Raw genomic sequence first — 23,921 nt, forward strand, 5'->3', positions numbered from 1 at the left:
GCGGTTTTCGTTTTGGAACGCCGGCGCTGCACCGTCGTTGAAACCCGGCGCGCCACGCGGTTATGCGGCGCGCCGGGTTGCTTTTATTGCCAGCTCTTGACCAGTTCGTCGTAATTGACGGTCTGGGGCTTTTCTTTTTCATTCTCGATCTTCAACTGGGGTGCGAGATTGCCGGCCTTGACGGCGTCCGCGTTCCAGTATTCGAGATCGTGTTCCTCGGCGAGCTTCGGACCCATTTCGCCCTGGACACCAGCACGTTCCAGACGCTCCAGAACCTTTTCCTGCTCGGCGCAGAGCGAGTCCATGGCTTCCTGGGCGGTTTTCGCGCCTGAGGAAGCATCACCGATCGCCTGCCACCAAAGCTGGGCCAGTTTCGGATAGTCGGGGATGTTGGTGCCGGTCGGCGACCACTGAACGCGGGCCGGCGAACGGTAGAACTCGATCAGGCCACCGAGCTTCGGCGCGCGGTCCGTGAAGCTCTTGTGCTGGACCGTCGATTCGCGGATCAGCGTCAGGCCGACATGGCTCTTCTTCACATCCACGGTCTTCGAGGTGACGAACTGCGCATAGAGCCAGGCGGCCTTGGCGCGGTCGTCCGGCGTGGACTTGAGCAGCGTCCAGGAACCCACGTCCTGATAGCCGAGCTTCATGCCTTCCTTCCAGTAAACGCCGTGCGGGCTCGGAGCGAAACGCCATTTCGGAGTACCGTCCTCGTTCACGACCGGCAGGCCCTCTTTCACGAAGTCGGCGGTGAAGGCCGTATAGGTGAACATCTGCTGGGCGATTTCGCCTTGCGAGGGAACCGGACCGGATTCCGAGAAGGTCATGCCCTGGGCGGACGCCGGTGCATAGGCCTTCAGCCAATCGAGATATTTCTGGATGGCATAGACCGATGCCGGGCCGTTGGTGTCGCCGCCGCGGGCAACGCAGGAACCGACCGGCTGGGACTTCTCGTTGACCTTGATGCCCCATTCGTCGACCGGAAGGCCGTTCGGCAGGCCCTTGTCGCCATTGCCGGCCATCGACAGCCAGGCATCGGTGAAGCGCCAGCCGAGCGACGGGTCCTTCTTGCCGTAGTCCATGTGACCATAGACCTTCTTGCCGTCGATTTCGCGACCGGTGAAGAATTCGGCAATGTCCTCGTAGGCCGACCAGTTGACCGGAACGCCGAGATCGTAGCCGTACTTCGCCTTGAAGTCCGCCTTGTTCTTCTCGTCGTTGAACCAGTCATACCGGAACCAGTAAAGGTTCGCGAACTGCTGGTCGGGCAGCTGGTAGAGATCGCCGTCCGGAGCGGTGGTGAACTTGGTGCCGATGAAGTCGGCGAGATCGAGACCGGGATTGGTCACGTCCTTGCCTTCGTTTTCCATCCATTTGGTCAGCGAACGGGCCTGCTGGTAGCGCCAATGGGTGCCGATCAGGTCCGAGTCGTTGACATAGGCGTCGTAGACGTTCTCGCCCGACTGCATCTGCGTCTGCAGCTTTTCGACGACGTCGCCTTCGCCGATCAGGTCATGGGTGATCTTGATGCCGGTGATCGCCGTGAAGGCGGGCGCCAGCACCTTGGACTCGTATTCATGCGTGGTGATGGTTTCGGAGACCACCTTGATATCCATGCCGGCGAAAGGCTTCGCCGCATCGATGAACCACTGCATTTCCGCTTCCTGGCCGGCGCGGTCAAGCGTCGACATGTCCCCGATTTCCTTGTCGAGGAACTGCTTGGCCTCGTCCATGCCCGCGAATGCGGAGCCGGTAAAGGCCAGCAGCATGACTGCCGTCGATGTTAGAAGATGCCGTCGCATTATAGTCCTCCCTTAAAGGTTTGCGATTGCAATGGCGGATTGCCTCCCCGGCAGTCCGTTTCAGTAATCTTGCCTCAAACCAGCTTGAAAACGCCGATGGCGTACAGGATGGAAAGCGCAAGAGCCCACCACACATTGGGGCCGACAAGCCCCAACCATGCGAGATGAATGAAGGCGCTGCCGAGCAGCGAAATGAACAGGCGGTCGCCGCGCGTCGTCTCGAAGCGCAGGATGCCGACACGCGGATTGCCGCCGGGCGAGGCATATTCCCAGACCGCCATCAGCGAGAGAAGCGCAAAGATCGTCAGGAAGAACATGGCGGTCGGAAAGGACCAAGCCATCCACCCCCCGTCAACCAGCGTCGAGAACCAGTCGCGCACGCCGTCCTTGACCGGAAGCATCATGAAGAGCGCCCAGGCCACGACGAGATAGACGACGAGGACGGCGACCAGCGCCACCGGCCAGCGATTGTTGCGGTTCGGCAAGGCAGCCATCAGACCCTCCCCAGGGCAAAGCCCTTGGCAATGTAGTTGCGGACGAAATAGATGACGATCGCGCCCGGGATGATGGTGAGCACGCCGGCCGCCGCCAGCACGCCCCAGTCCATGCCCGAGGCCGAGACCGTGCGCGTCATGATGGCCGCGATCGGCTTGGCGTCGGTGGTGGTCAGCGTCCGGGCGATCAGAAGCTCGACCCAGGAAAACATGAAGCAGAAGAAGGCCGCGACCCCGATGCCGCTGGCAATCAGCGGAATATAGATACGCACGAAGAAGCGCGGGAAGGAATAGCCGTCGATATAGGCGGTCTCGTCGATTTCCTTCGGCACGCCCGACATGAAGCCCTCGAGGATCCAGACCGCCAGCGGCACGTTGAACAGGCAGTGCGCAAGCGCCACGGCAATATGCGTGTCGATCAGGCCGAAGGCCGAATAGAGCTGGAAGAAGGGCAGCGCGAAGACCGCCGGCGGTGCCATGCGGTTGGTCAGAAGCCAGAAGAACAGGTGCTTGTCGCCGAGGAACCGGTAGCGCGAAAAGGCATAGGCCGCCGGCAGCGCCACCGAAACAGAGATGACCGTGTTCATCACCACATAGATGATTGAGTTGATATAGCCCTTGTACCAGGACGGATCGGTGAAGATCACGGCGTAGTTGGCCAGCGTCGGATCGTGCGGATAGAGCGAGAAGGCGCCGGTGATCTCGGTGTTCGTCTTGAAGCTCATATTCACCAGCCAGTAGATCGGCAGGAGCAGGAAGAGGATATAGATCGTCGGCACGAGCCAGGAGAGGCTGCGGGTGGATGAAAGGGGTGCAGATTGTGTTGCGGTGGTCATTGCTTTTCCTCCCTCCGGCCGTCAGGTCTTCGCATCACTATTGGTCATCACGGTGTAGAAGATCCATGAGAGCAACAGGATGATCAGGAAGTAGATGAGCGAAAGTGCCGCCGCCGGGCCGAGGTCGAACTGGCCGATGGCCATCTTGACGAGATCGATCGACAGGAATGTGGTGGAATTGCCGGGGCCGCCGCCGGTGACGACGAAGGGCTCGGTGTAGATCATGAAACTGTCCATGAAGCGCAGGAGGAAGGCGATCAGGAGGACGCGCTTCATCTTCGGCAGCTGGATATAGCGAAACACCGACCAGCGCGAGGCGCCGTCGATCTTGGCGGCCTGGTAATAGGCATCCGGGATCGAGACGAGGCCGGCATAGCAGAGCAGCACGACGAGGCTCGTCCAGTGCCAGACATCCATGACGATCAGCGTCACCCAGGCATCGAAGACATTGTTGACATAGTTGTAGTTGATGCCGAGCGCCGCCAGCGTATAGCCGAGCAGGCCGATATCGACGCGCCCGAAAACCTGCCAGATCGTGCCGACCACATTCCACGGAATGAGCAGCGGCAGCGACATCAGGACGAGGCAGACCGGAACCCCGAGCCCCTTTTTCGGCATGTTCAGCGCAATCAGGATGCCGAGCGGAATCTCGATGGCAAGGATGATGGCGGAGAAGGCCAGGTTGCGGGTGAGCGCGTCCCAGAAGCGATCCGACTCCAGGACGTCGCTGAACCAGCTGGTTCCCGCCCAGAAGAACTGGTTGTTGCCGAACGTATCCTGAACCGAGTAATTGACGACGGTCATCAGCGGGATCACCGCCGAAAAGGCGACCAGCACCAGCACCGGCAGGACCATGAACCAGGCCTTGTTGTTCCAGGTCTTTTCCATGATCAGGCCTCCCCTCCTGCCGGCAAGGAATCTGCCACGCGCCAGCTGTCGGCGTAGATATTGATGGCCGCGGGATCGAAACTGATCCTCGGTTCCGCCGGGATTTCGCCGTCCTCGTGCAGGACGATGGCGATCGGCTGGCCAGCAAAGGACGCCCGCACGATCTTCTGCCGGCCGATATCCTCGACCTTGGAAACCGTCACCGGCATGCCCTCGCGGCCGATCCTGATGAATTCGGGGCGAATGCCGAGCTCGGTCTTGGCTCCGGCTGTAAATTTCGGCGCAAAGGACAAGGCGATCTTCTCGCCGTCGAGATCGACCGAGGAGCCATCGATCCTGGCCGGCAGCACGTTCATGCCCGGCGAACCGATGAAATAGCCGACGAATGTATGTTTCGGCCGCTCGAAAAGCTCGGCCGGCGTCCCGATCTGGACGATCTCGCCGTCATACATGACGACGACCTTGTCGGCGAAGGTGAGCGCCTCGGTCTGGTCGTGGGTGACATAGACCATGGTAAAGCCGAACTGCCGGTGCAGCCGCTTCAACTGCGAGCGCAGCACCCATTTCATATGCGGATCGATGACGGTCAGCGGTTCGTCGAACAGGATGGCGCTGACATCGGAGCGCACCAGGCCGCGGCCGAGCGAGATCTTCTGCTTCTGGTCGGCCGTCAGCCCTTGCGCCTTTTTCTTCGCCCGGTCGGAAAGCCCGATCATCTCGAGGATTTCCTTGACCCGGCGATCGACTTCGGTTTCCGGAACACGGCGGTTGCGCAGCGGAAAGGCCAGATTGTCATAGACCGTCATCGTGTCGTAGATGACCGGGAACTGGAACACCTGGGCGATGTTGCGCTCCTGCGTCGACAGGTTGGTAACGTCCTTGCCGTCGAACAGGATACGGCCTTCCGAGGGCTGCAACAGCCCGGAAATGATATTGAGAAGCGTGGTCTTGCCGCAGCCGGACGGACCGAGCAGTGCATAGGCGCCGCCATCGTTCCATTCGTGATGAACCTCCTTCAGCGAATAATCCGAAGGCGATGTCGGGTTCGGCCCGTAGGCATGGCGGATATGGTCGAGATCGATGCGTGCCATGGTTTTCTCCTCACGCCCCCTGCCCGGCCGGGCCGTCATGACCGATCGCTCGCCCATCGGCGGAAAAGACCATCAGGTGGCGGGTATCGACGAACAGGTCGATGGCGGTATTCTCGTCGAGATCGTGGATCCCATGCTCGAGCATGACCCAGCGCGTCCCGGCGCAATCGACATGGATGAAGCTTTCCGATCCGGCGATTTCGGAAATATTGACCCGCGCCTTGAGCATTGCCGCCGTCGCATGCGGGCTGGCAAGCGACAGATGATGCGGATGGAAGGCGACCGTGTACGGCCCGTCGGCAAGCGCCGACAGATGCGAGGGCACCGGAAGCACGGCAACGCCTTCCCGCTCGAAACCGTTGCCCGATTTCACCAGATCGATCGTGTTGAGCGGCGGGTCGGCGAAGGTCTGGGCGGTGACGATATCGGCCGGTTTGCGATAAACCGAAATGGTCGGCCCGAACTGGCTGATGCGGCCCCGGTTCATGGTCGCCGTATGCCCGCCGAGCAGCAGCGCCTCGGTCGGCTCCGTCGTTGCATAGACGAAGATCGAGCCGGCGGCGGCAAAGAGCTTGGGCAGTTCCTCGCGCAGTTCCTCGCGCAGCTTGTAATCGAGATTGGCGAGCGGCTCGTCGAGCAAGACCAGGCTTGCATTCTTGACGATGGCGCGGGCGAGCGCCGTGCGCTGTTGCTGGCCGCCCGACAGGTTGAGCGGCAAGCGCTCCAGATAGGGCGTCAGCTTCATCAGTTCGGCGGCCTTGCGAACCTCGCGATCGATCGTCGCCTTGTCCTTGCCGGAAATACGCATCGGTGAAGCGATATTCTCGTAGACCGTCATCGCCGGATAATTGATGAACTGCTGGTAGACCATGGCGACCGAGCGATCCTGCACGCGCACGCCGGTCACATCCTTGCCATCGAAAATGATGGTGCCGGTCGTCGGCCTGTCGAGACCAGCCATCAGCCGCATCAACGACGTCTTGCCCGACAGCGTCGGGCCGAGAAGCACATTGAGCGAGCCCCGCTGCAGCACAAGATCGGTCGGATAGATATGCGTTTCCGCACCGACCACCTTGGTTATGTTTTTCAGTTCAAGCATTCCTAAGGCTTCCTCCCAGCCATCGGCGGCGCCACGCGGGCGCTGCCCTCAGGCGACGTTGCGGATGGTCTCCCGCATATAATCCTCCAACCCGGCAGCCTCTGCCTGGGTCAATGTCAGTCCGAGCTTGGTGCGCCGCCACAGAATGTCCTCGGCGCGGCGCGCCCATTCCTGGCCGATCAGCCACTGCACTTCGCGCTCGTAGAGATCAGCGCCGAAATGCCGCCCCAGATCCTCGACCTTGACGGCACCACCTAGCAACTCGGCGGCGAGTGTCCCGTAGAGCCTGACCAGCCGGCGCGCATGGCGGTCGGCAAGAAACGGATAGCGAGACGTCAGCTTCGACACTTCGGCGTCGTAGCCGGTGGCCGGAAAATCGCCGCCCGGCAACACGCTTTTCGCCGTCCAGGGCTGACCCTTGCCGCCGATCACGCCGGCGATCTTTTCCAGCGCATGCTCGGCCAGCCGGCGATAGGTGGTCAGCTTGCCGCCGAAGACGTTGAGCAGCGGCGCCTCGCCGCCATCGCCATCCACCTTCAGCACATAGTCGCGCGTGGCTTCCTGCGCCTTGGAGGCGCCGTCGTCGAACAGCGGCCGCACGCCCGAATAGGTCCAGACCACATCGTCACGCGTCACCGGCTCGGCGAAATATTCGCTTGCAGCGGCGCAGAGATAGTCGATCTCCCCTTCGGTGATCTGGATATCCTTGGGATCGCCGGTGAAATCCCTGTCGGTCGTGCCGATCAGAGTGAAATCCGTCTCGTAGGGAATGGCGAAGATGATGCGATTGTCGGGATTCTGGAAGAAATAGGCGCGCTCGCCCTCGAATTTCTTCCTCACGACGATATGGCTGCCCTGCACCAGCCGCACATTATGAACATTGTTCTTGCGCACCGCATGGGACAGGACCACGTCCACCCAGGGGCCGGCGGCATTGACCAGCATGCGCGCCCGAAACAGGCTGACAGTGCCGGTCGCGACATCCTCGACCTTCACCAACCAGAGATCACCTTCACGCTCCGCCGACAGGACCTTGGCGCGGGTCATGACGCGCGCGCCCTTCAAGGCGGCGTCGCGGGCGTTGAGGATGACGAGGCGGGCATCATCCACCCAGCCGTCGGAATATTCGAAGGCCTTGGTGAACAAAGCCTTCAGCGGCCTGGCGGCGGGATCGCGGCGCATGTCGAGCGTGCGGGTGGGCGGCAGGAGCTTGCGGCCGCCGATATGGTCATAGAGGAAGAGGCCGAGCCGGATCAGCCAGGCCGGACGAATGCCGCCCTTGTGGAAAGGCAGTACGAAGCGCATCGGCCAGATGATGTGCGGCGCCATCGCCCAGAGCACTTCACGCTCCATCAGCGATTCGCGCACCAGCCGGAATTCGTAATGTTCGAGATAGCGCAATCCGCCATGGATGAGCTTGGTAGCGCGCGAGGACGTACCGGAAGCGAAATCGTCCATTTCGGCCAGCGCCACCGAATATCCGCGGCCGACGGCATCCCTTGCGATGCCGCATCCATTGATGCCGCCACCGATCACGAAGATGTCGATTACGTCCTGCGTAGGCACTGCTTCCCCTCCCATTTCGCAATGCACAATCCTGCGCATTTGCGAAAGCCAAAATAATTAAAACGAAAATATTTCGAATGTCAAATGAATGTTTTAAGAAAGCTGGAAGCGAAAAACCGGTCCACTTCAAACGGCCGTCTCGATCAGCCGGACATCCTGCTCCTGGCAGATCGTCCGCACATTTTCGACCGGACAGCGATCGGTAATGAAGCTGTGAACCTGGGTGATATGGCCGATCCGGACCGGCGCCGTGCGTTCGAATTTGGTGGAATCGGAGACCAGGATCACATGACGGGCATTGGCGATGATCGCCTGCGCCACCTTCACTTCGCGATAGTCGAAATCGAGCAGCGCACCGTCATGATCGATCGCCGAGGCGCCGATGACGGCGTAATCCACCTTGAACTGGCGAATGAAATCCACCGCCGCCTCGCCGACGATGCCGCCGTCCGCGCCGCGAACCACGCCGCCGGCGATCACCACCTCGATCGAGGGGAAGACCCGCAACCGATTGGCGACATTGATATTATTGGTAATCACCATCAGTTCGGTATGATCGAGAAGCGCCTCGCCAACGGCTTCCGTGGTGGTGCCGATATTGATGAACAGCGAAGAATTATTGGGGATCATGGCGGCCGCGGCCTGCCCGATCGCCTGTTTTTCTAGGGCGGCGATCGACCGGCGCGCCTCGTATTTCACATTCTCATTGCCGCGCGGAAAGATCGCGCCGCCATGAATGCGCGTCAGCGCCCGGCCGTCGCACAGGTCGTTCAGATCCTTGCGGATGGTCTGCGGCGTCACCGAAAAGCGGGCCGCCAGTTCGTCGACGAGAACCCGGCCTTCCGTCTTGGCAAGCTCGAGGATTTCCGATTGGCGGCCGGTCAGATAGATCAATGTCTTTCCCTCTTGGTTTCGTTTTTCTTCATAATATGCGAAAACGAAAGCAAGGCAAATTCATAAACACGGATCGCTGCCGCAAATGAACGCGGGAAAAATGCGGCGGCGACCGACAGTGACAAAGCGGCCATGGGCTGCCGGGAGGTAGGGAATGTTTCACCCATCATCGTTCAGGGACAGGAAGATCGTCGTCACCGGCGCCGGCCGTGGCATCGGGCTGGAAGTGGCGCGGCAGTTTCTTGCCTGCGGCGCAACCGTCTTCCTGCATGGCGGGCGGGCGCCGCAAGCCGCCCTGCCGGATTTTCTCGAGGCCCCCCTTGCCGAAGGCCGCGCCTTTCTTTCCCATGCGGACTTCCTGGCCGAAGGCGGCGTCGAAACGCTCGCCTCCGACATCGCCACGGCCTTCGAGGCGGTCGATGTGCTCGTCAACAATGCCGGCACCATGTTCGGCCGCTATCCGGCAGCCGAACTGACCGACCAGCAATATGAAACGGTGGTGCGGCTGAACCAGACCTCGGTCGTCCAGACCACCCGGGCGCTGCTGCCGCTGCTGCGGCGCGGCCAGAACCCGGCTATCGTCAACACCGTCTCGATCTCGGCAGTGACCGGCGGCAGTCCCGGCTCGTCGATCTATTCGGCCACCAAGGCCTTCGTCTCCACCTATTCGAAGGCGCTTGCCCGCGAACTGGCGCCCGAAGGCATAAGGGTCAATTGTGTCTCCCCCGGCACCATCGCCACCGATTTCCACGATCGCTATTCCTCCCCCGAAAAACTGGAGGCCACCCGCAAATCCATCCCGCTGCAGAGGCTCGGCACCGCACAGGATTGCGCGCCGGCCTATTTGTTTCTCGCTTCGGACGCGCTCTCCGGCTACATCACCGGACAGGTGCTGGAAGTGAACGGCGGGCAATTGATCTGCTGACATGCCTGGCAGGGTGACGACCGGGAGGGCGCCCAAGTGATCGACAAGCTTGAATTCTTCATCGCACTTGCCCAGGAGCGGCATTTCGGCCGCGCCGCCGAACAATGCGGCATTACCCAGCCGACGCTTTCGGCGGCGATCCGGCAGCTGGAGGACCAGCTCGGCGTCATGCTGGTCAGCCGCGGCTCGCGCTACCAGGGGCTGACGCCGGAAGGCCAGCGCGTGCTCGAATGGGCGCGCCGCATCGTCGGCGATACCCGCACCATGCGCGAGGAGATGCGCGCCGCCCGGCGCGGCCTGGTCGGCCATATCCGGCTGGCGGCGGTGCCGACGACGCTCGCCATGGTGCCGCGCCTGACGGCGCCTTTCCAGGAAAAGCACCCTGAAGTGACCTTCTCCGTCCTGTCCACCACCTCGCTGAAAATCCTCGGCCTCTTGGAAAATCTCGAGATCGACGCCGGCCTCACCTATCTGGAGAACGAGCCACTCGGCCGGGTCACCAGCGTGCCCCTGCAGGTCGAGCGCTACCATCTGGTGACGGCTGTCGGCACCGAACTGGCGGAACGCGAAAGCGTCACCTGGAAGGAAGTCGGCAGTGTTCGGCTTTGTCTATTGATGGCCGACATGCAGAACCGCAGGATCATCAACCAGCATTTCGCGGAAGCCGGCGTGACAGTCGCACCGACGCTCGAATCCAATTCGATGATCGTGCTTTTCTCGCATATCCGCACCGGCCACTGGGCCAGCATCATGCCCTATAACGTCGGGAAATCATTTGGTTTTCACAACGAAGTCAAGCTGATACCGATCGTCGAGCCGGATGCCCGCCACACGGTCGGCCTGGTCGCCACGCATCGCGAGCCTTTCACGCCGCTGGTATCGGCGCTTTTGCATGAGGCCCGCATCCTGGCCGAGACCCAGGCGTTCTGATAGAAAAAATCTATCGCTCAACGAAACACGCGTATTGACCGCCCTTCTGATGGCTGCAAAGCTCCATTCCATGCGCCAGGCCCAAGGGAAAAGCCTGCGGCGAGCGGGTGGATGGCCTGGAGGAGTGCCGGCCACGGCCCGCGCCGGAAGCCCGTTGCATGGCGCGGAGATTCGGGAGGTCTGCCGGTGAACCAGCACATATCAAGCCTCGATATCAGCGCACGGACGCTCGATATCGTCAGCGAAATGAAATCGCTCGAAGGGCCGCTGCTGCCGATCCTGCACGCGATCCAGGCCGAGTTTGGCCATGTGCCGCAGGAAATCCTGCCGCTCATCGCCCGCGAACTGAACCTGTCGCGCGCCGAGGTCCATGGCGTCGTCACCTTCTATCATGATTATCGCAACCACCCCGCCGGGCGTCACGTGCTGAAACTCTGTCGCGCCGAAGCCTGCCAGTCCATGGGCGGCGATCACCTTGCCGAGCGCGTGAAAACCCTGCTCGGCATCGATTTCCACCAGACGACGCTGGATGGCGCTGTGACGCTGGAACCGGTCTATTGTCTCGGGCTCTGTTCCGCCGCGCCGTCCGCGATGCTCGACGGCGCAGTGCACGGGCGACTGGATGCCGACGCGGTCGACGCGCTGGTGGCGGAGGTGCGGGCATGACGGTCAGGATTTTCGTTCCGAGGGATGCGGCCGCACTGGCGGTGGGCGCCGAGCGCGTGGCGGAACGCCTCGCAAGCGAGATCGAGGCACGCGGTCTCGATGCGACGATCGTGCGCAACGGCTCGCGCGGCCTGCACTGGCTGGAGCCGATGATCGAGGTCGACACTGCCGAGGGCCGGATCGCCTATGGTCCGGTCAGGCCGTCGGACGTCGCAGCATTGCTCGACGCCGGCCTCGCCAATGGCGGCAATCACCCGCTCTGTCTTGGAAAGACCGAGGACCTGCCCTTCCTGAAAAGCCAGACGCGTCTGACCTTTGCCCGCTGCGGCATCGTCGATCCGCTGTCACTGGCCGATTATCGCGCCCATGACGGGTTGAAGGGCCTGCAAAAGGCCGTGGCCATGGCGCCCGCCGATGTCGTCGCCCAGGTCACCGAAAGCGGCCTGCGCGGCCGCGGCGGCGCCGGCTTCCCGACCGGCATCAAATGGAAGACCGTGCTCGATACAGCGGATGAGCGCAAATATATCGTCTGCAATGCCGACGAAGGCGATAGCGGCACCTTTGCCGACCGGATGATCATGGAGGGCGACCCCTTCGTCGTCATCGAGGGCATGGCGATCGCCGGGCTCGCGACCGGCGCCACAAAGGGTTTTGTCTATATCCGCTCGGAATATCCGCATGCGATCGAGACGATGACGCAAGCCGTCGGGATCGCCCGCGCCGCTGGCATTCTCGGCGCCTCCGTGCTCGGCTCGGCCCGGGGCTTCGACATCGAAATCCGTACCGGCGCCGGCGCCTATGTCTGCGGCGAGGAAACGGCACTCCTCAACAGCCTGGAAGGCAAGCGCGGCGTCGTGCGCGCCAAGCCGCCGCTTCCCGCCCACAAGGGCCTGTTCGGCCGTCCGACGGTGATCAACAATGTCATCTCGCTCGCCTCCGTGCCGATCATCATGGACAAGGGCGCCGCCTACTACCGCGATTTCGGCATGGGCCGCTCGCGCGGCACCATCCCCATCCAGATCGCCGGCAATGTTAGGCATGGCGGTCTCTACGAGGTCGCCTTCGGCCTGACGCTCGGCGAGATCGTCGACCGGATCGGCGGCGGCACGGCAACGGGCCGGCCGGTAAAGGCCGTTCAGGTCGGCGGCCCGCTCGGTGCCTATTTCCCGCCGGCGCTGTTCGATACGCCCTTCGACTACGAAGCCTTCGCCGCCCGCGACGGTCTCATCGGCCATGCCGGCATCGTAGTCTTCGACGACAGCGCCGACATGCTGAAACAGGCCCGCTTCGCCATGGAATTCTGCGCCGTCGAAAGCTGCGGCAAATGCACCCCCTGCCGCATCGGCTCGACCCGCGGCGTCGAGGTGATCGACAAGGTCGCCGAAGGGATCGAGCCCGAGCAGAACCTCGCTCTGCTGTCCGACCTCTGCAACACGATGAAATTCGGCTCGCTCTGCGCGCTCGGCGGCTTCACCCCCTATCCGGTCATGAGCGCCGTCACCCATTTCCCCGACGATTTCCGCCCGGCACCCTTGGTGGAGGCGGCGGAATGATGGACCGATTTTTAACAGAATTGCCCCTCACCCTAGCCCTCTCCCCGCTTGCGGGGAGAGGGGACGACAGAGGTTGCCGCCCGGTCCTTCACCCCGTCTACGGGGAGAAGGTGGCCGACAGGCCGGATGAGGGGCGTGCCTCCTCGCGGATCGCATCCAGTTTTTCGGGAGATACCCATGCCCCTCGTCTCTGAAATCGACTTCGGCACCCCCGCCGCCCGCTCGGAAAAGCTGGTGACGCTGACCATCGATGGTCGCGAGATCACCGTGCCGGAGGGCACCTCGATCATGCGGGCCTCGATGGAGGCCGGCATCGAGATACCGAAGCTCTGCGCCACCGACATGATCGACGCCTTCGGTTCCTGCCGACTCTGTCTGATCGAGATCGACGGCCGCAACGGCACGCCCGCCTCCTGCACGACGCCCGTTGCGCCGGGGATCAGCGTCCATACCCAGACGAGCCGCCTGAAGGATATCCGCAAAGGGGTGATGGAGCTTTATATCTCCGACCATCCGCTCGATTGCCTGACCTGCGCTGCCAATGGCGACTGCGAACTGCAGGACATGGCCGGCGCCGTCGGCCTGCGCGACGTGCGCTACGGCTATGAGGGCGAAAACCATGTGCGTGCCCGCAACAATGGCGAGATCAATGCCAAATGGATGCCGAAGGACGAATCCAATCCCTATTTCACCTTCGACCCCGCCAAATGCATCGTCTGTTCGCGCTGCGTGCGCGCCTGCGAGGAGGTGCAGGGCACCTTTGCGCTGACCATCGAAGGTCGCGGCTTCGGCAGCGTGGTCTCGGCCGGCATGCACGAGGATTTTCTCTCCTCCGAATGCGTCTCCTGCGGCGCCTGCGTCCAGGCCTGCCCGACGGCGACGCTGACGGAAAAATCGGTGATCGAGATCGGCCAGCCTGAACATTCGGTGGTCACCACCTGCGCCTATTGTGGCGTCGGCTGTTCCTTCAAGGCGGAAATGCGCGGCGAGGAACTGATCCGCATGGTGCCGTGGAAGGACGGCCAGGCCAATCGCGGCCATTCCTGCGTCAAGGGCCGCTTCGCCTATGGCTATTCCACCCACAAGGAACGCATCCTCAACCCGATGATCCGCGAAAAGGTCACCGATCCCTGGCGCGAAGTGAGCTGGGAAGAGGCACTTGCCCATACGGCCGGCGAGTTCCGCCGCCTGCAATATCAATATGGCCGCGATTCGGTCGGCGGCATCACCTCGTCGCGCTGCACCAATGAAGAGACCTATCTGGTCCAGAAGCTGGTCCGCGCCGGCTTCGGCAATAACAATGTCGATACCTGCGCCCGCGTCTGCCATTCGCCCACCGGCTATGGCCTCGGCGCCACCTTCGGCACCTCGGCGGGTACCCAGAATTTCGACAGCATCGAGCACAGCGACGTCGTCGTCGTCATCGGCGCCAACCCGACCGATGGCCACCCCGTCTTTGCCTCGCGGCTGAAGAAGCGGCTACGCGAGGGCGCCAGGCTAATCGTCATCGACCCGCGCCGCATCGATCTCGTCTCCTCGCCGCATGTCAAGGCCGCCCATCATCTGCCGCTCAAGCCCGGCACCAATGTCGCGCTGCTGACCGCGCTCGCCCATGTGATCGTTACCGAGGGGCTTTACAACGAAAGCTTCATCCGCGAGCGCTGCGACTGGTCGGAATTCGAGGACTGGGCTGCCTTCGTCTCCGAGCCGCACCACAGCCCGGAAGCGATCGAAGCACTGTGCGGCGTTCCCGCCGAGGAGATCCGCGGTGCCGCCCGCCTCTATGCCACCGGCGGCAATGGCGCGATCTATTACGGCCTTGGCGTCACCGAGCACAGCCAGGGCTCGACCGCTGTCATCGCGATCGCCAATCTGTCCATGGTCACCGGCAATATCGGCCGCCCCGGCGTCGGCGTGAACCCGCTACGTGGCCAGAACAATGTCCAGGGCTCCTGCGACATGGGCTCCTTCCCGCATGAACTGCCGGGCTATCGCCATATCTCCGACGACGCCACCCGCGACATCTTCGAAAAACTGTGGGGCGTGACGATTTCCAACGAGCCTGGCCTGCGTATCAACAACATGCTGGATGCGGCGGTCGATGGCGGCTTCAAGGGGCTCTACATCCAGGGCGAGGATATCCTGCAGTCCGACCCGGACACAAGGCATGTCGCAGCGGGCCTTGCCGCCATGGAATGCGTCGTCGTCCAGGACCTGTTCCTGAACGAGACCGCCAACTACGCCCATGTCTTCCTCCCGGGCTCGACCTTCCTGGAAAAGGACGGCACCTTCACCAATGCCGAACGCCGCATCAACCGCGTCCGCCGGGTCATGACCCCGCGCAACGGCTATGCCGATTGGGAAGTGACCCAGAACCTCGCCAGGGCCATGGGTCTCGACTGGAATTACACCCATCCGAGCCAGATCATGGACGAGATCGCCGCGACGACGCCAAGCTTCGCCATGGTGTCCTACGATTATCTGGAAAGGATGGGCTCGGTGCAGTGGCCGTGCAACGAAAAGGCCCCGCTCGGTTCGCCGATCATGCATATCGACGGCTTCGTGCGTGGCAGGGGCAAGTTCATCCGCACCGAATATGTGGCGACCGACGAGAAGATCGGCCCGCGCTTCCCGCTGCTTCTCACCACCGGCCGCATCCTCTCACAATACAATGTCGGCGCCCAGACACGGCGCACCGACAATGTCGTCTGGCACGAGGAGGATCGGCTGGAGATTCACCCGAACGACGCCGAACTGCGCGGCGTGCGCGATGGCGATTGGGTAAGGCTGTCGAGCCGCGCCGGCGATACGACGCTGAGGGCGCTGGTTACCGATCGCGTCGCGCCGGGGGTCGTCTACACCACCTTCCACCACCCGACGACCCAGGCGAACGTCATCACCACCGATTTTTCCGACTGGGCAACCAATTGCCCGGAATACAAGGTGACCGCCGTGCAGATCTCACCGTCAAACGGTCCGTCGCAATGGCAGATCGATTACGACGAACAAGCCCGCCAATCCCGCCGCATCGCGGGAAAGATGGAGGCCGCGGAGTAAGGCAGTGGCATGATGCATTTGTCGCAAACACCTCTCTCTGTCCCTTCGGGGCATCTCCCCCTCAAGGGCGGAGATTGGATGCGGCGTGGGCGGCATGCTCCCTCTTCTCCCCAGCGGGGAGAAGGTGCCCGAAGGGCGGATGAGGGGGTGGCGCGGCACACTCTGACGTCAGCGCTTATCCTGCCGGCACGCCTGAAGCAGGACCGGAAGACTATCAAAGCTCGCCCAAGCAATCTGGCTTCGCCCCCCTCATCCGGCGCTGCGCGCCACCTTCTCCCCGCTGGGGAGAAGGGAAGGCAGGCATCATGAACTCCTTCCCCCTTACCCGGACCGTGCCCGAGACCGCGCGCCGCAATGGCAGGCTTTCCGCCGGGTCCCGTATCGTGCCGGAAGAGGTGCCGATCGCCTTTTCCTATGGCGGCAGCACCCAGGCGGTGATGATGGCCACCCCCGGCGATCTCGAAGATTTCGCCGTCGGCTTCAGCCTGGCGGAAGGGATCATCGCGGACGCCGCCGAAATCGAGGCGATCGAACCCATCGCCGACGAGCGGGGCATCGACCTGCAGATCACGCTGAAGCACGAGCGCAACGAAGCCCTTGCCGTCCGCCGCCGTCATATGGCCGGGCCGGTCGGTTGCGGCCTCTGCGGCATCGAATCGATCGGCGAGGCCCTGCGCCGCTCGCCCTCGGTCGGTGCCTCGTCACTGCGCCTGTCGCCCCTGGAGGTCGTTGAGGCGGTCGCCCTGCTTGACGGACTTCAGTCGCTGCATGCCGAAACCCGCGCCGTCCATGGCGCCGGCTTTTATGTCCCAGGCCAGGGACTGGTCGCGGTGCGCGAGGATGTCGGCCGTCACAATGCGCTCGACAAGCTGGCCGGCGCCATCGCCCGTGCTCCTGTGGGCGGCACCCGTCATGCAGGGACCACCGGCGCCGTTGTCGTCACCAGCCGCGTCTCGGTCGAGATGGTCCAGAAGACCGCAGTCCTCGGCAGCCCCTTCATCATTGCCATTTCCGCCCCGACCGCGCTCGCCATCCGTACGGCCGATGAGGCCAGCATGACGCTGGTGGCGCTGGTGCGCGGATCGGATTTCGAGATTTTCACGCATCCCCATCGCATTCAAACCGGAGCCGTCGCCGATGTCGCTTGATACCAATGGCAAACTTGTGCGGATGGCGAACCAGATCGCCGTTTTCTTCAAGTCCCAGCCCGAAGCCGAGCGCGCCGAGGGCGTCGCCACCCATATCAACAAGTTCTGGGAGCCGCGCATGCGCCGCGCTTTCTTCGAACTGATCGACAGGGGCGATGCCGGTTTCGATCCCCTTGTCTTGTCGGCCGCCGCCCTGGTCAAGCCGCCCGATTCCGGCTCTGAAGGCGTCGGCACCGGCCGAGAAGCAGTCGCGGGCGCCCCCGGCGGCAAGGGAACGGCAGCCGGCGAATCGCTTTCGGAGCCCAGCATCCCGGAATAAGCTCCCCAATCGACCTTAGCGGTTGATCCGCGTCGACAGGATGATCGACGACAAGGTCTTTTCGACGCCGTCGATCTCGCCAATCCGGTCGATCACCAGATCGAGTTCGCTGATCGAGGACGCAGCGACGATGGCGATCAGATCGAAACTGCCGCTCACCGAATGCAGCATGCGCACATCCTCGATGGCGTGAAGCTCCTGCGTCACCCGCCCGAGCGCCTTGGGCGCCAGCGTGATCAGCACATGCGCCCGCACCAGCCCCTTCTCGAAATCATCCGAAAGCCGCACGCCATAACCGGCGATGATCCCGTCGCGCTCCAACCGCTCGATCTTGGCCTGCACGGTGGTGCGTGAAAGGCCCAGCCGGCGAGCGAGCAGCGCCGTCGGCATGCGGGCATTTTCGCTCAAAATGGCAAGAAGCTGCCGGTCCTTGTCTGCCAACGTCATAATGTTCGCCCTTATCGGCATATTGCCGGCTTCGCACCGTCATTTTAATCGGATCGGCGCTACAGAACAACAGTGAAAACGACGACACTCCATCCATCCGTTTCGTTCAAGGGGAACCAATATGAAGAACATCGTCGTCATCGGCGCCGGCAAGATCGGCTCCACCATCGCCCGGCTTCTCGCTCATTCGGGCGATTACCAGGTCACGCTTGCCGATCGCAGTGCCGAGCAGCTTGCCCAGATCGAAAAGCATGACGCCATCTCGGTTGCGGAAATCGACATTGCCGACAGCGCCGCCATGGTCGGCCTGCTCACCGGCAAGTTCGCGGTCCTGAGTGCCGCCCCCTTCCACCTGACGATCGCGATTGCCGAAGCCGCCTCCAAGGCCGGCGTCCACTATCTCGACCTCACCGAAGACGTCGAATCCACCCGCCGCGTCAAGGCCATCGCCGAAACCGCCAATACCGCCTTCATTCCGCAGTGCGGTCTCGCCCCCGGCTTCATCTCGATCGTCGCCAATGATCTGAGCCGCCGTTTCGATACGCTCGACAGCGTGCGCATGCGCGTCGGCGCCCTGCCGCAATATCCGTCCAACGCGCTCAACTACAACCTGACCTGGAGCACCGACGGCGTCATTAACGAATATATCGAGCCCTGCGAAGCCATCGTCGAAGGCCATCTGACCGAGGTCCCGGCGCTCGAGGAACGCGAGGAATTCTCCCTCGACGGCGTCACCTATGAAGCCTTCAACACGTCCGGCGGCCTCGGCACGCTCTGCGAAACGCTGAAGGGCAAGGTGCGCACGCTGAACTACCGCACCATCCGCTATCCCGGCCATGCCGCAATCATGAAGGCGCTGCTCAACGATCTCGGCCTGCGCCACCGCCGCGAAGTGCTGAAGGATATTTTCGAGAACTCGCTGCCCTCGACCATGCAGGACGTCGTCATCATCTTCGTGACCGTGTCCGGCCGCAAGGATGGCCGCCTGGTCCAGGAAACCTATGCCAACAAGGTCTATGCAGCCGTCGTCGCCGGCCGCATGATGAGCGCCATCCAGATCACCACGGCCTCCAGCATCTGCGCCGTTCTAGACATGCTGGCCAAGGGCGAACTGCCCGCCAAGGGCTTTATCCGCCAGGAAGATATCGACCTTAGCGCCTTCCTCAAGAGCCGCTTCGGCCACCACTACGAACAGAAGTCCTACGCCGACAAGCTGGCCGGCTGATCGAGCCTGTTCGCACATGAAGAAACGCCCGGGACCGAAAAATCCCGGGCGTTTCTTCATGTCGGCCTGTCTGTGTGCGATCCCGGATAAAAACCACCAGCCCAGCCTTGGGCGACTCATTGTCTCCCGCGCATTGCGGGTTACAAGCCAGGAGCTGCGTCGCCGCCGCGATGTCCCTCTTCTCCCCAGCGGGGAGAAGTGCCGAGCGCATGCGAGGCGATGAGGGGGCCGGCGTAGCCGGAGCCTTACTGAGGTAGTCTTGAACCCCCTCATCCGGCCCTTCGGGCCACCTTCTCCCCGCTGGGGAGAAGAGGGAGCGACGGGCATTGGCCCGTCAACCGTCACGTCCGCCCGAACTCGTCGTCCAGCCGGATGATGTCGTCGTCTTCGAGATAGGAGCCGGTCTGCACCTCGATCAGTTCGAGCGCGATCTTGCCGGGATTGGTCAGCCGGTGGACGACGCCTTGCGGGATATAGACGGATTCGTTTTCATGCAGCAGGCGCGTCTGGCCGTCGATCATGATCTCCGCCGTTCCGCGCACGACGATCCAGTGTTCCGAGCGATGATGATGCTTCTGCAGCGAAATCTTGCGGCCGGGCGTGACATGCAGGCGCTTGACCTCGAAGCGCTCGCCGCTCAGCACCGAGGCCACCGCCCCCCAGGGCCGGTAGGAGGTCGGGTGATTCTCCGTCAGCCCCTTCGTCTTTGCCGAGCGCGCCAACTGCTTGACGATCTGGCCGACATTCTGGCTGTCCTCCATCCGGCCGATATAGACCGCATCCTCGCTGGCAATCACCGCCACGTCATCCATCCCCTGGACAGCGACATGGATATCCCGCGACAGGACGAGGGAATTGCGGGTATCGTTGACCGTCGCCTTCTGGCCGACCACATTGCCCGCCTCGTCCTTTTCGCCGATCGCCCAGACGCTGTCCCAGCTGCCGAGATCCGACCAGCTGAAGGCGGATGGCACGACGGCTGCATGCGGCGTATTTTCGAACACGGCGTAATCGACCGAAATATTCGGCGCCTGCGAAAAGGCTTCCTCATCCAGCCGGTCGAAATCGAGGTCGCGCTCGGCCGCCTGGATGGCGCGCTGCGCGGCATCATAGACCGCCGGCGCATAGCGCAGGATTTCCGCCAGGAACTGTCCCACCGGCAGCATGAACATCCCGGAATTCCAGAGATACCGGCCACTCGCCAGCAGCTCCTCGGCCCGCTCCCGATCGGGCTTTTCGACGAAGCGGGCAACGAGATGTGCGCCCGTTTCAAGCGCCTCGCCGGTCTCGATATAGCCATAGCCGGTCGCAGGCTCCGTCGGCTTGATGCCGAAGGTCACCAGCTTGCCGGTCGCGGCGGTCTCGCGCGCCATGTCGATGCAGTCGAAATAATGCGCCCCGGCATCAATCTCATGGTCGGAAGCAAGCACCTGCATGATCGCATCGTCGCCATGCTCGCGCAGCACAACGAAAGCCGCTGCGGCCAGCGCCGGCGCCGTGTTGCGGGCGATCGGCTCGAGCAGGATGCTCGACAGCGGCGCATCGAGCGCGCGCGCCTGCTCGGCGACGATGAAGCGGAATTCGGCATTGGTGACGATAACCGCCGGCGTGTAGCGGCCCTGATCCGAGACCCGCTGCAGGGTCTTCTGGAAAAGCGAATGATCCCCGAGAAACTGCAGGAACTGCTTGGGCGCGGCCGAGCGCGACAGCGGCCAAAGCCGCGTTCCCTTGCCGCCGGCCATGATCACCGGCACGATCTTGGAAGCCATGCTTATCCTCTTCTTTCCCGTCGGGGCGTTTGCCCCGAGTGCCACAATCGGCGACAAGGCCAGCCTAGCGGAAAAGAATGGCAGATAAAATGGCCGGCCGGCCCGTATTTTTATGAAAACAAGACCTTACTGCGCCGACCGCCCGCCCTGCGCGGAGCAAGCGGCCAAAGCACGGCAATAAAAAACCCCGCCGAAGCGGGGTCGCAGCCTGCGGTCTCGCCGTACCGCTCAGGCGGCGACGACGATGCCGTTCAATTGCGTCAGCTCGGCAAGGAACTGCTCGAGCCGCGTCCTGTGCTCGTCATGGTGCGAACCATCCTCAAGCTCGGCGCGGGTCGCTTCGATCCGCTTTTCAAGCGTCGCCAGCGTCAGGTCGCTCACCGGAACGGCGGATTCGGCAAGCAGGGTGCAGCCCGTCGGCAGGATGTCGGCGAAACCACCGAACACCACATAGCGGCTCACCTTGCCGTCGGCCGACTTGACCGTCACAACGCCCGGCTTGATCGTCGTCATCGTCGGCGCATGATTGGCCATGACGGTCATCTCGCCTTCCGTTGCCGGAATGACGACTTCGGTGACGCGCTCGGACAGCAGAAGGCGCTCCGGGGAGACGAGTTCGAAATTGAAATCAGCCATGATCATTCGCTTCTTTTGACGCGACCGGCACACCGCCGGTAGAAAATCAGTTCAGCACGGCCGCACGACGGAGCGCGGCACCGCCTGGGCGGCCGGGGCGCCGGAAGGGCACCCCGAACGCGCATTCATCAAGCGGCTTCGGCAGCCAGCTTCTTGGCCTTCTCGACGGCTTCCTCGATGGAGCCGACCATGTAGAAGGCGGCTTCCGGAAGATGGTCGTATTCGCCGTTGACCAGGCCCTTGAAGCCCTTGATCGTGTCTTCGAGCGCAACCAGCTTGCCCGGCGCACCGGTGAAGACTTCGGCGACGAAGAACGGCTGGGAGAGGAAGCGCTCGATCTTGCGGGCGCGGGCAACCGCGACCTTGTCTTCTTCCGAAAGCTCGTCCATGCCGAGAATGGCGATGATGTCCTGGAGCGACTTGTAGCGCTGCAGGGTCGTCTGCACCTTGCGCGAGACTTCATAGTGCTCTTCGCCGACAACCATCGGGTCGAGCATGCGCGAGGTCGAGTCGAGCGGGTCCACGGCCGGGTAGATACCCTTTTCGGCGATCGAGCGCGACAGAACCGTCGTTGCGTCCAGATGGGCGAACGAGGTTGCCGGCGCCGGGTCGGTCAAGTCGTCGGCCGGAACGTAGATGGCCTGAACCGAGGTGATCGAACCCTTGGTCGTCGTGGTGATGCGTTCCTGCATCTGGCCCATGTCGGTGGCAAGCGTCGGCTGATAACCAACGGCCGAAGGAATACGGCCAAGAAGAGCCGACACTTCGGAGCCCGCCTGGGTGAAGCGGAAGATGTTGTCCACGAAGAACAGAACGTCCTGGCCTTCGTCGCGGAACTGTTCGGCGATCGTGAGACCCGTCAGGGCGACGCGGGCGCGGGCGCCCGGCGGTTCGTTCATCTGGCCGTAAACGAGGGCAGCCTTGGAACCTTCGCCGCCGCCCAGCTTGTTGACGCCGGATTCGATCATTTCGTGGTAGAGGTCGTTGCCTTCGCGGGTCCGTTCACCCACGCCTGCGAAGACCGAGTAACCACCATGCGCCTTGGCGACGTTGTTGATCAGTTCCATGATGAGAACGGTCTTGCCGACGCCGGCGCCGCCGAACAGGCCGATCTTGCCGCCCTTGGCGTAAGGTGCGAGCAGGTCGACGACCTTGATGCCGGTGACGAGGATCTGCGCTTCGGTCGACTGCTCGACGTAGGACGGCGCTTCCTGGTGGATCGAGCGCTTGCCCGACGTGACCAGCGGACCGGCTTCGTCCACCGGCTCGCCGATGACGTTCATGATGCGGCCGAGCGTTTCCAGGCCGACCGGAACGGTGATCGGGGAGCCCGTGTCGGTCACCGGCTGGCCGCGAACCAGACCTTCGGTCGAGTCCATGGCGATGGTGCGCACGGCGTTCTCGCCGAGATGCTGGGCAACTTCGAGAACCAGGCGGTTGCCGTTATTGTCCGTTTCCAGCGCGTTGAGGATCTGCGGAAGCTGGCCTTCCTCGAAGGTCACGTCGACGACGGCGCCGATGACCTGCGTGACGCGACCGACTGCACCCGCCGATGCGATGACCGCGGAGACCTTTGCAGCCGCCGGCTTGCGGGCTGCGGGCTTCTTGACCGCTGCTGTATCTGTGGGGGTAGCTGCCTTAGCCATAATCCTTACCCTCTTTCCGTAACCTTAGAGCGCTTCCGCGCCCGAAATGATTTCAATGAGTTCCTTGGTGATCTGGGCCTGACGCTGACGGTTGTAGGACAGCGTCAGCTTGTTGATCATCTCACCGGCATTGCGCGTGGCGTTGTCCATCGCGCTCATCTTGGCACCCATTTCACCCGCGACGTTTTCGAGCAGAGCCCGGAAAACCTGCACCGAAATGTTGCGCGGAATGAGGTCGCTGAGGATCTCTCCCGCGTCGGGCTCGTATTCGTAGATCGCCGCCGCACCTGCTTCGGTCGATACCGCTTCCGCCGGAGCGGCGGCAGGGATCAGCTGGAGCGCGGTCGGAACCTGGGAGATGACCGACTTGAACTCCGAATAGAACAGCGTGCAGACGTCGAACTCGTCCTTTTCGAACAGGCCGATGATCTTCTTGCCGATCTGGTCGGCATTTTCGAAGCCGATCTTCTTGACTTCGCGCAGGTCGACCCGGTCGATGATCAGCGAGGCGAATTCGCGACGCAGGATATCGAAGCCCTTCTTGCCGACGCAGATGATCTTCACCGTCTTGCCTTCGGCCAGAAGCCTGCGCACATGGTCGCGGGCAAACCGGGCGATCTGGCTGTTGAAGCCGCCGCAAAGGCCGCGTTCCGCAGTGCAGACCACAAGCAGATGCGTCTGGTCGCGGCCGTTGCCGGTCATCAGGCGCGGTGCGCTGTCGTCGGCACCAACGGCCTGGGCGATGTTCGAGAGAACAGCGCTCATCCGCTGGGAATAAGGCCGTGCGGCCTCGGCCGCCTCCTGCGCACGCCGAAGCTTCGCCGCAGCGACCATTTTCATCGCCTTGGTGATCTTCTGCGTCGCCTTGACGGAGGCGATCCTGTTTTTCAGATCCTTAAGTGAAGGCATCCGTTTCCGTCCTAACTGCTA

General features: G+C 62.7%; 22 protein-coding genes. 8 read left to right on the forward strand and 14 right to left on the reverse strand.

From position 1 onward, the window contains the following. Positions 1–83 precede the first annotated feature (83 nt). The 9 genes from ASD31_RS04160 to ASD31_RS25770 all read right to left on the reverse strand — a co-directional run bounded on the left by ASD31_RS04160 (position 84) and on the right by ASD31_RS25770 (position 8,837). The gene (locus ASD31_RS04160) at positions 84–1,802 is read right to left on the reverse strand and encodes an ABC transporter substrate-binding protein (RefSeq protein ID WP_056329824.1); all 1,719 of its coding nucleotides are present in this window, start codon (positions 1,800–1,802) and stop codon (positions 84–86) included. A 74-nt stretch (positions 1,803–1,876) separates the two neighbouring features. Further along, positions 1,877–2,296 carry a DUF2160 domain-containing protein gene (locus ASD31_RS04165; protein WP_082520404.1) on the reverse strand — a complete coding sequence of 140 codons (420 nt, stop codon included), beginning with the start codon at positions 2,294–2,296 and terminating at the stop codon, positions 1,877–1,879. Further along, positions 2,296–3,132 (reverse strand): carbohydrate ABC transporter permease, encoded by an 837-nt coding sequence (locus ASD31_RS04170; protein ID WP_056329827.1) that lies wholly within the window; start codon positions 3,130–3,132, stop codon positions 2,296–2,298. The genes ASD31_RS04165 and ASD31_RS04170 overlap by 1 nt, the downstream gene beginning before the upstream one ends. Before the next feature lie 21 nt (positions 3,133–3,153). Continuing rightward, on the reverse strand, positions 3,154–4,020 hold the full coding sequence (locus ASD31_RS04175) for a carbohydrate ABC transporter permease (protein ID WP_056329829.1): 867 nt from the start codon (positions 4,018–4,020) through the stop codon (positions 3,154–3,156). Positions 4,021–4,022: 2 nt separating this feature from the next. Further along, on the reverse strand, positions 4,023–5,111 hold the full coding sequence (locus ASD31_RS04180; protein ID WP_056329832.1) for an ABC transporter ATP-binding protein: 1,089 nt from the start codon (positions 5,109–5,111) through the stop codon (positions 4,023–4,025). 10 nt (positions 5,112–5,121) lie between these two features. Continuing rightward, positions 5,122–6,210, reverse strand: coding sequence for an ABC transporter ATP-binding protein (locus tag ASD31_RS04185; RefSeq protein ID WP_056329835.1), 1,089 nt, complete (start codon positions 6,208–6,210; stop codon positions 5,122–5,124). A 48-nt stretch (positions 6,211–6,258) separates the two neighbouring features. After that, positions 6,259–7,776, reverse strand: a complete 1,518-nt coding sequence (gene glpD, locus ASD31_RS04190) for a glycerol-3-phosphate dehydrogenase (RefSeq protein WP_244483757.1) — start codon at positions 7,774–7,776, stop codon at positions 6,259–6,261. A 126-nt stretch (positions 7,777–7,902) separates the two neighbouring features. Then, positions 7,903–8,667, reverse strand: coding sequence for a DeoR/GlpR family DNA-binding transcription regulator (locus ASD31_RS04195; protein ID WP_056330032.1), 765 nt, complete (start codon positions 8,665–8,667; stop codon positions 7,903–7,905). Then, positions 8,667–8,837: a hypothetical protein gene (locus ASD31_RS25770; protein ID WP_156392504.1), complete on the reverse strand. Its 171-nt coding sequence runs from the start codon at positions 8,835–8,837 to the stop codon at positions 8,667–8,669. The genes ASD31_RS04195 and ASD31_RS25770 overlap by 1 nt, the downstream gene beginning before the upstream one ends. On the opposite strand from ASD31_RS25770, the gene ASD31_RS04200 reads away from it, so the two are divergent. From ASD31_RS04200 to ASD31_RS04230, 7 genes are all read left to right on the forward strand, one after another. Next, positions 8,825–9,595, forward strand: coding sequence for an SDR family NAD(P)-dependent oxidoreductase (locus ASD31_RS04200; protein ID WP_056329838.1), 771 nt, complete (start codon positions 8,825–8,827; stop codon positions 9,593–9,595). The genes ASD31_RS25770 and ASD31_RS04200 overlap by 13 nt on opposite strands. Before the next feature lie 36 nt (positions 9,596–9,631). After that, entirely contained in the window at positions 9,632–10,525 is an 894-nt protein-coding gene (locus ASD31_RS04205) for a LysR family transcriptional regulator (RefSeq protein ID WP_056329840.1), read from the forward strand. A gap of 246 nt (positions 10,526–10,771) precedes the next feature. Beyond that, a complete protein-coding gene (locus tag ASD31_RS04210; protein ID WP_413813794.1) occupies positions 10,772–11,191 on the forward strand; it encodes a formate dehydrogenase subunit gamma in 420 nt (139 codons plus the stop codon). Next, the gene (locus ASD31_RS04215) at positions 11,188–12,744 is read left to right on the forward strand and encodes a formate dehydrogenase beta subunit (protein WP_056329843.1); all 1,557 of its coding nucleotides are present in this window, start codon (positions 11,188–11,190) and stop codon (positions 12,742–12,744) included. The genes ASD31_RS04210 and ASD31_RS04215 overlap by 4 nt, the downstream gene beginning before the upstream one ends. Before the next feature lie 177 nt (positions 12,745–12,921). Next, on the forward strand, positions 12,922–15,801 hold the full coding sequence (gene fdhF / locus ASD31_RS04220) for a formate dehydrogenase subunit alpha (protein ID WP_056329845.1): 2,880 nt from the start codon (positions 12,922–12,924) through the stop codon (positions 15,799–15,801). A 305-nt stretch (positions 15,802–16,106) separates the two neighbouring features. Next, the gene (gene fdhD / locus ASD31_RS04225) at positions 16,107–16,949 is read left to right on the forward strand and encodes a formate dehydrogenase accessory sulfurtransferase FdhD (RefSeq protein ID WP_056329848.1); all 843 of its coding nucleotides are present in this window, start codon (positions 16,107–16,109) and stop codon (positions 16,947–16,949) included. Continuing rightward, positions 16,939–17,268 carry a formate dehydrogenase subunit delta gene (locus tag ASD31_RS04230; RefSeq protein WP_056329851.1) on the forward strand — a complete coding sequence of 110 codons (330 nt, stop codon included), beginning with the start codon at positions 16,939–16,941 and terminating at the stop codon, positions 17,266–17,268. Before fdhD ends, ASD31_RS04230 begins: the two co-directional genes overlap by 11 nt. Positions 17,269–17,283: 15 nt before the next feature. Here the strand turns inward: ASD31_RS04230 and ASD31_RS04235 are convergent, their stop codons facing one another. Beyond that, positions 17,284–17,715: an Lrp/AsnC family transcriptional regulator gene (locus ASD31_RS04235; protein ID WP_056329853.1), complete on the reverse strand. Its 432-nt coding sequence runs from the start codon at positions 17,713–17,715 to the stop codon at positions 17,284–17,286. Between the two features lie 121 nt (positions 17,716–17,836). Between ASD31_RS04235 and ASD31_RS04240 the strand changes: the two genes are divergently transcribed. Next, positions 17,837–18,940 carry a saccharopine dehydrogenase family protein gene (locus ASD31_RS04240; protein ID WP_056329856.1) on the forward strand — a complete coding sequence of 368 codons (1,104 nt, stop codon included), beginning with the start codon at positions 17,837–17,839 and terminating at the stop codon, positions 18,938–18,940. A gap of 341 nt (positions 18,941–19,281) precedes the next feature. Here ASD31_RS04240 and ASD31_RS04245 read toward each other — a convergent pair whose 3' ends face one another. The 4 genes from ASD31_RS04245 to ASD31_RS04260 all read right to left on the reverse strand — a co-directional run bounded on the left by ASD31_RS04245 (position 19,282) and on the right by ASD31_RS04260 (position 23,900). Then, on the reverse strand, positions 19,282–20,709 hold the full coding sequence (locus ASD31_RS04245) for a mannose-1-phosphate guanylyltransferase/mannose-6-phosphate isomerase (RefSeq protein WP_056329858.1): 1,428 nt from the start codon (positions 20,707–20,709) through the stop codon (positions 19,282–19,284). A gap of 228 nt (positions 20,710–20,937) precedes the next feature. Continuing rightward, positions 20,938–21,345, reverse strand: coding sequence for a F0F1 ATP synthase subunit epsilon (locus tag ASD31_RS04250; RefSeq protein ID WP_056330038.1), 408 nt, complete (start codon positions 21,343–21,345; stop codon positions 20,938–20,940). A gap of 128 nt (positions 21,346–21,473) precedes the next feature. Beyond that, the gene (gene atpD / locus ASD31_RS04255) at positions 21,474–22,991 is read right to left on the reverse strand and encodes a F0F1 ATP synthase subunit beta (RefSeq protein ID WP_082520405.1); all 1,518 of its coding nucleotides are present in this window, start codon (positions 22,989–22,991) and stop codon (positions 21,474–21,476) included. Between the two features lie 24 nt (positions 22,992–23,015). Continuing rightward, positions 23,016–23,900, reverse strand: a complete 885-nt coding sequence (locus ASD31_RS04260) for a F0F1 ATP synthase subunit gamma (protein WP_056329861.1) — start codon at positions 23,898–23,900, stop codon at positions 23,016–23,018. Positions 23,901–23,921 lie beyond the last annotated feature (21 nt).

Origin of the sequence: Rhizobium sp. Root482 (assembly GCF_001426565.1) — a bacterium.
In the GTDB taxonomy this organism is placed as follows: domain Bacteria; phylum Pseudomonadota; class Alphaproteobacteria; order Rhizobiales; family Rhizobiaceae; genus Pararhizobium.

What these genes read in the sequence shown, in the direction of transcription:
- ASD31_RS04160 (WP_056329824.1), bottom strand. Translation starts at nt 1,802, where the DNA reads ATGCGACGGCATCTTCTAACATCGACGGCAGTCATGCTGCTGGCCTTT.
- ASD31_RS04165 (WP_082520404.1), bottom strand. Translation starts at nt 2,296, where the DNA reads ATGGCTGCCTTGCCGAACCGCAACAATCGCTGGCCGGTGGCGCTGGTC.
- ASD31_RS04170 (WP_056329827.1), bottom strand. Translation starts at nt 3,132, where the DNA reads ATGACCACCGCAACACAATCTGCACCCCTTTCATCCACCCGCAGCCTC.
- ASD31_RS04175 (WP_056329829.1), bottom strand. Translation starts at nt 4,020, where the DNA reads ATGGAAAAGACCTGGAACAACAAGGCCTGGTTCATGGTCCTGCCGGTG.
- ASD31_RS04180 (WP_056329832.1), bottom strand. Translation starts at nt 5,111, where the DNA reads ATGGCACGCATCGATCTCGACCATATCCGCCATGCCTACGGGCCGAAC.
- ASD31_RS04185 (WP_056329835.1), bottom strand. Translation starts at nt 6,210, where the DNA reads ATGCTTGAACTGAAAAACATAACCAAGGTGGTCGGTGCGGAAACGCAT.
- ASD31_RS04200 (WP_056329838.1), top strand. Translation starts at nt 8,825, where the DNA reads ATGTTTCACCCATCATCGTTCAGGGACAGGAAGATCGTCGTCACCGGC.
- ASD31_RS25770 (WP_156392504.1), bottom strand. Translation starts at nt 8,837, where the DNA reads ATGGGTGAAACATTCCCTACCTCCCGGCAGCCCATGGCCGCTTTGTCA.
- ASD31_RS04210 (WP_413813794.1), top strand. Translation starts at nt 10,772, where the DNA reads ATGAAATCGCTCGAAGGGCCGCTGCTGCCGATCCTGCACGCGATCCAG.
- ASD31_RS04215 (WP_056329843.1), top strand. Translation starts at nt 11,188, where the DNA reads ATGACGGTCAGGATTTTCGTTCCGAGGGATGCGGCCGCACTGGCGGTG.
- fdhF (WP_056329845.1), top strand. Translation starts at nt 12,922, where the DNA reads ATGCCCCTCGTCTCTGAAATCGACTTCGGCACCCCCGCCGCCCGCTCG.
- fdhD (WP_056329848.1), top strand. Translation starts at nt 16,107, where the DNA reads ATGAACTCCTTCCCCCTTACCCGGACCGTGCCCGAGACCGCGCGCCGC.
- ASD31_RS04230 (WP_056329851.1), top strand. Translation starts at nt 16,939, where the DNA reads ATGTCGCTTGATACCAATGGCAAACTTGTGCGGATGGCGAACCAGATC.
- ASD31_RS04235 (WP_056329853.1), bottom strand. Translation starts at nt 17,715, where the DNA reads ATGACGTTGGCAGACAAGGACCGGCAGCTTCTTGCCATTTTGAGCGAA.
- ASD31_RS04240 (WP_056329856.1), top strand. Translation starts at nt 17,837, where the DNA reads ATGAAGAACATCGTCGTCATCGGCGCCGGCAAGATCGGCTCCACCATC.
- ASD31_RS04245 (WP_056329858.1), bottom strand. Translation starts at nt 20,709, where the DNA reads ATGGCTTCCAAGATCGTGCCGGTGATCATGGCCGGCGGCAAGGGAACG.
- ASD31_RS04250 (WP_056330038.1), bottom strand. Translation starts at nt 21,345, where the DNA reads ATGGCTGATTTCAATTTCGAACTCGTCTCCCCGGAGCGCCTTCTGCTG.
- atpD (WP_082520405.1), bottom strand. Translation starts at nt 22,991, where the DNA reads ATGGCTAAGGCAGCTACCCCCACAGATACAGCAGCGGTCAAGAAGCCC.
- ASD31_RS04260 (WP_056329861.1), bottom strand. Translation starts at nt 23,900, where the DNA reads ATGCCTTCACTTAAGGATCTGAAAAACAGGATCGCCTCCGTCAAGGCG.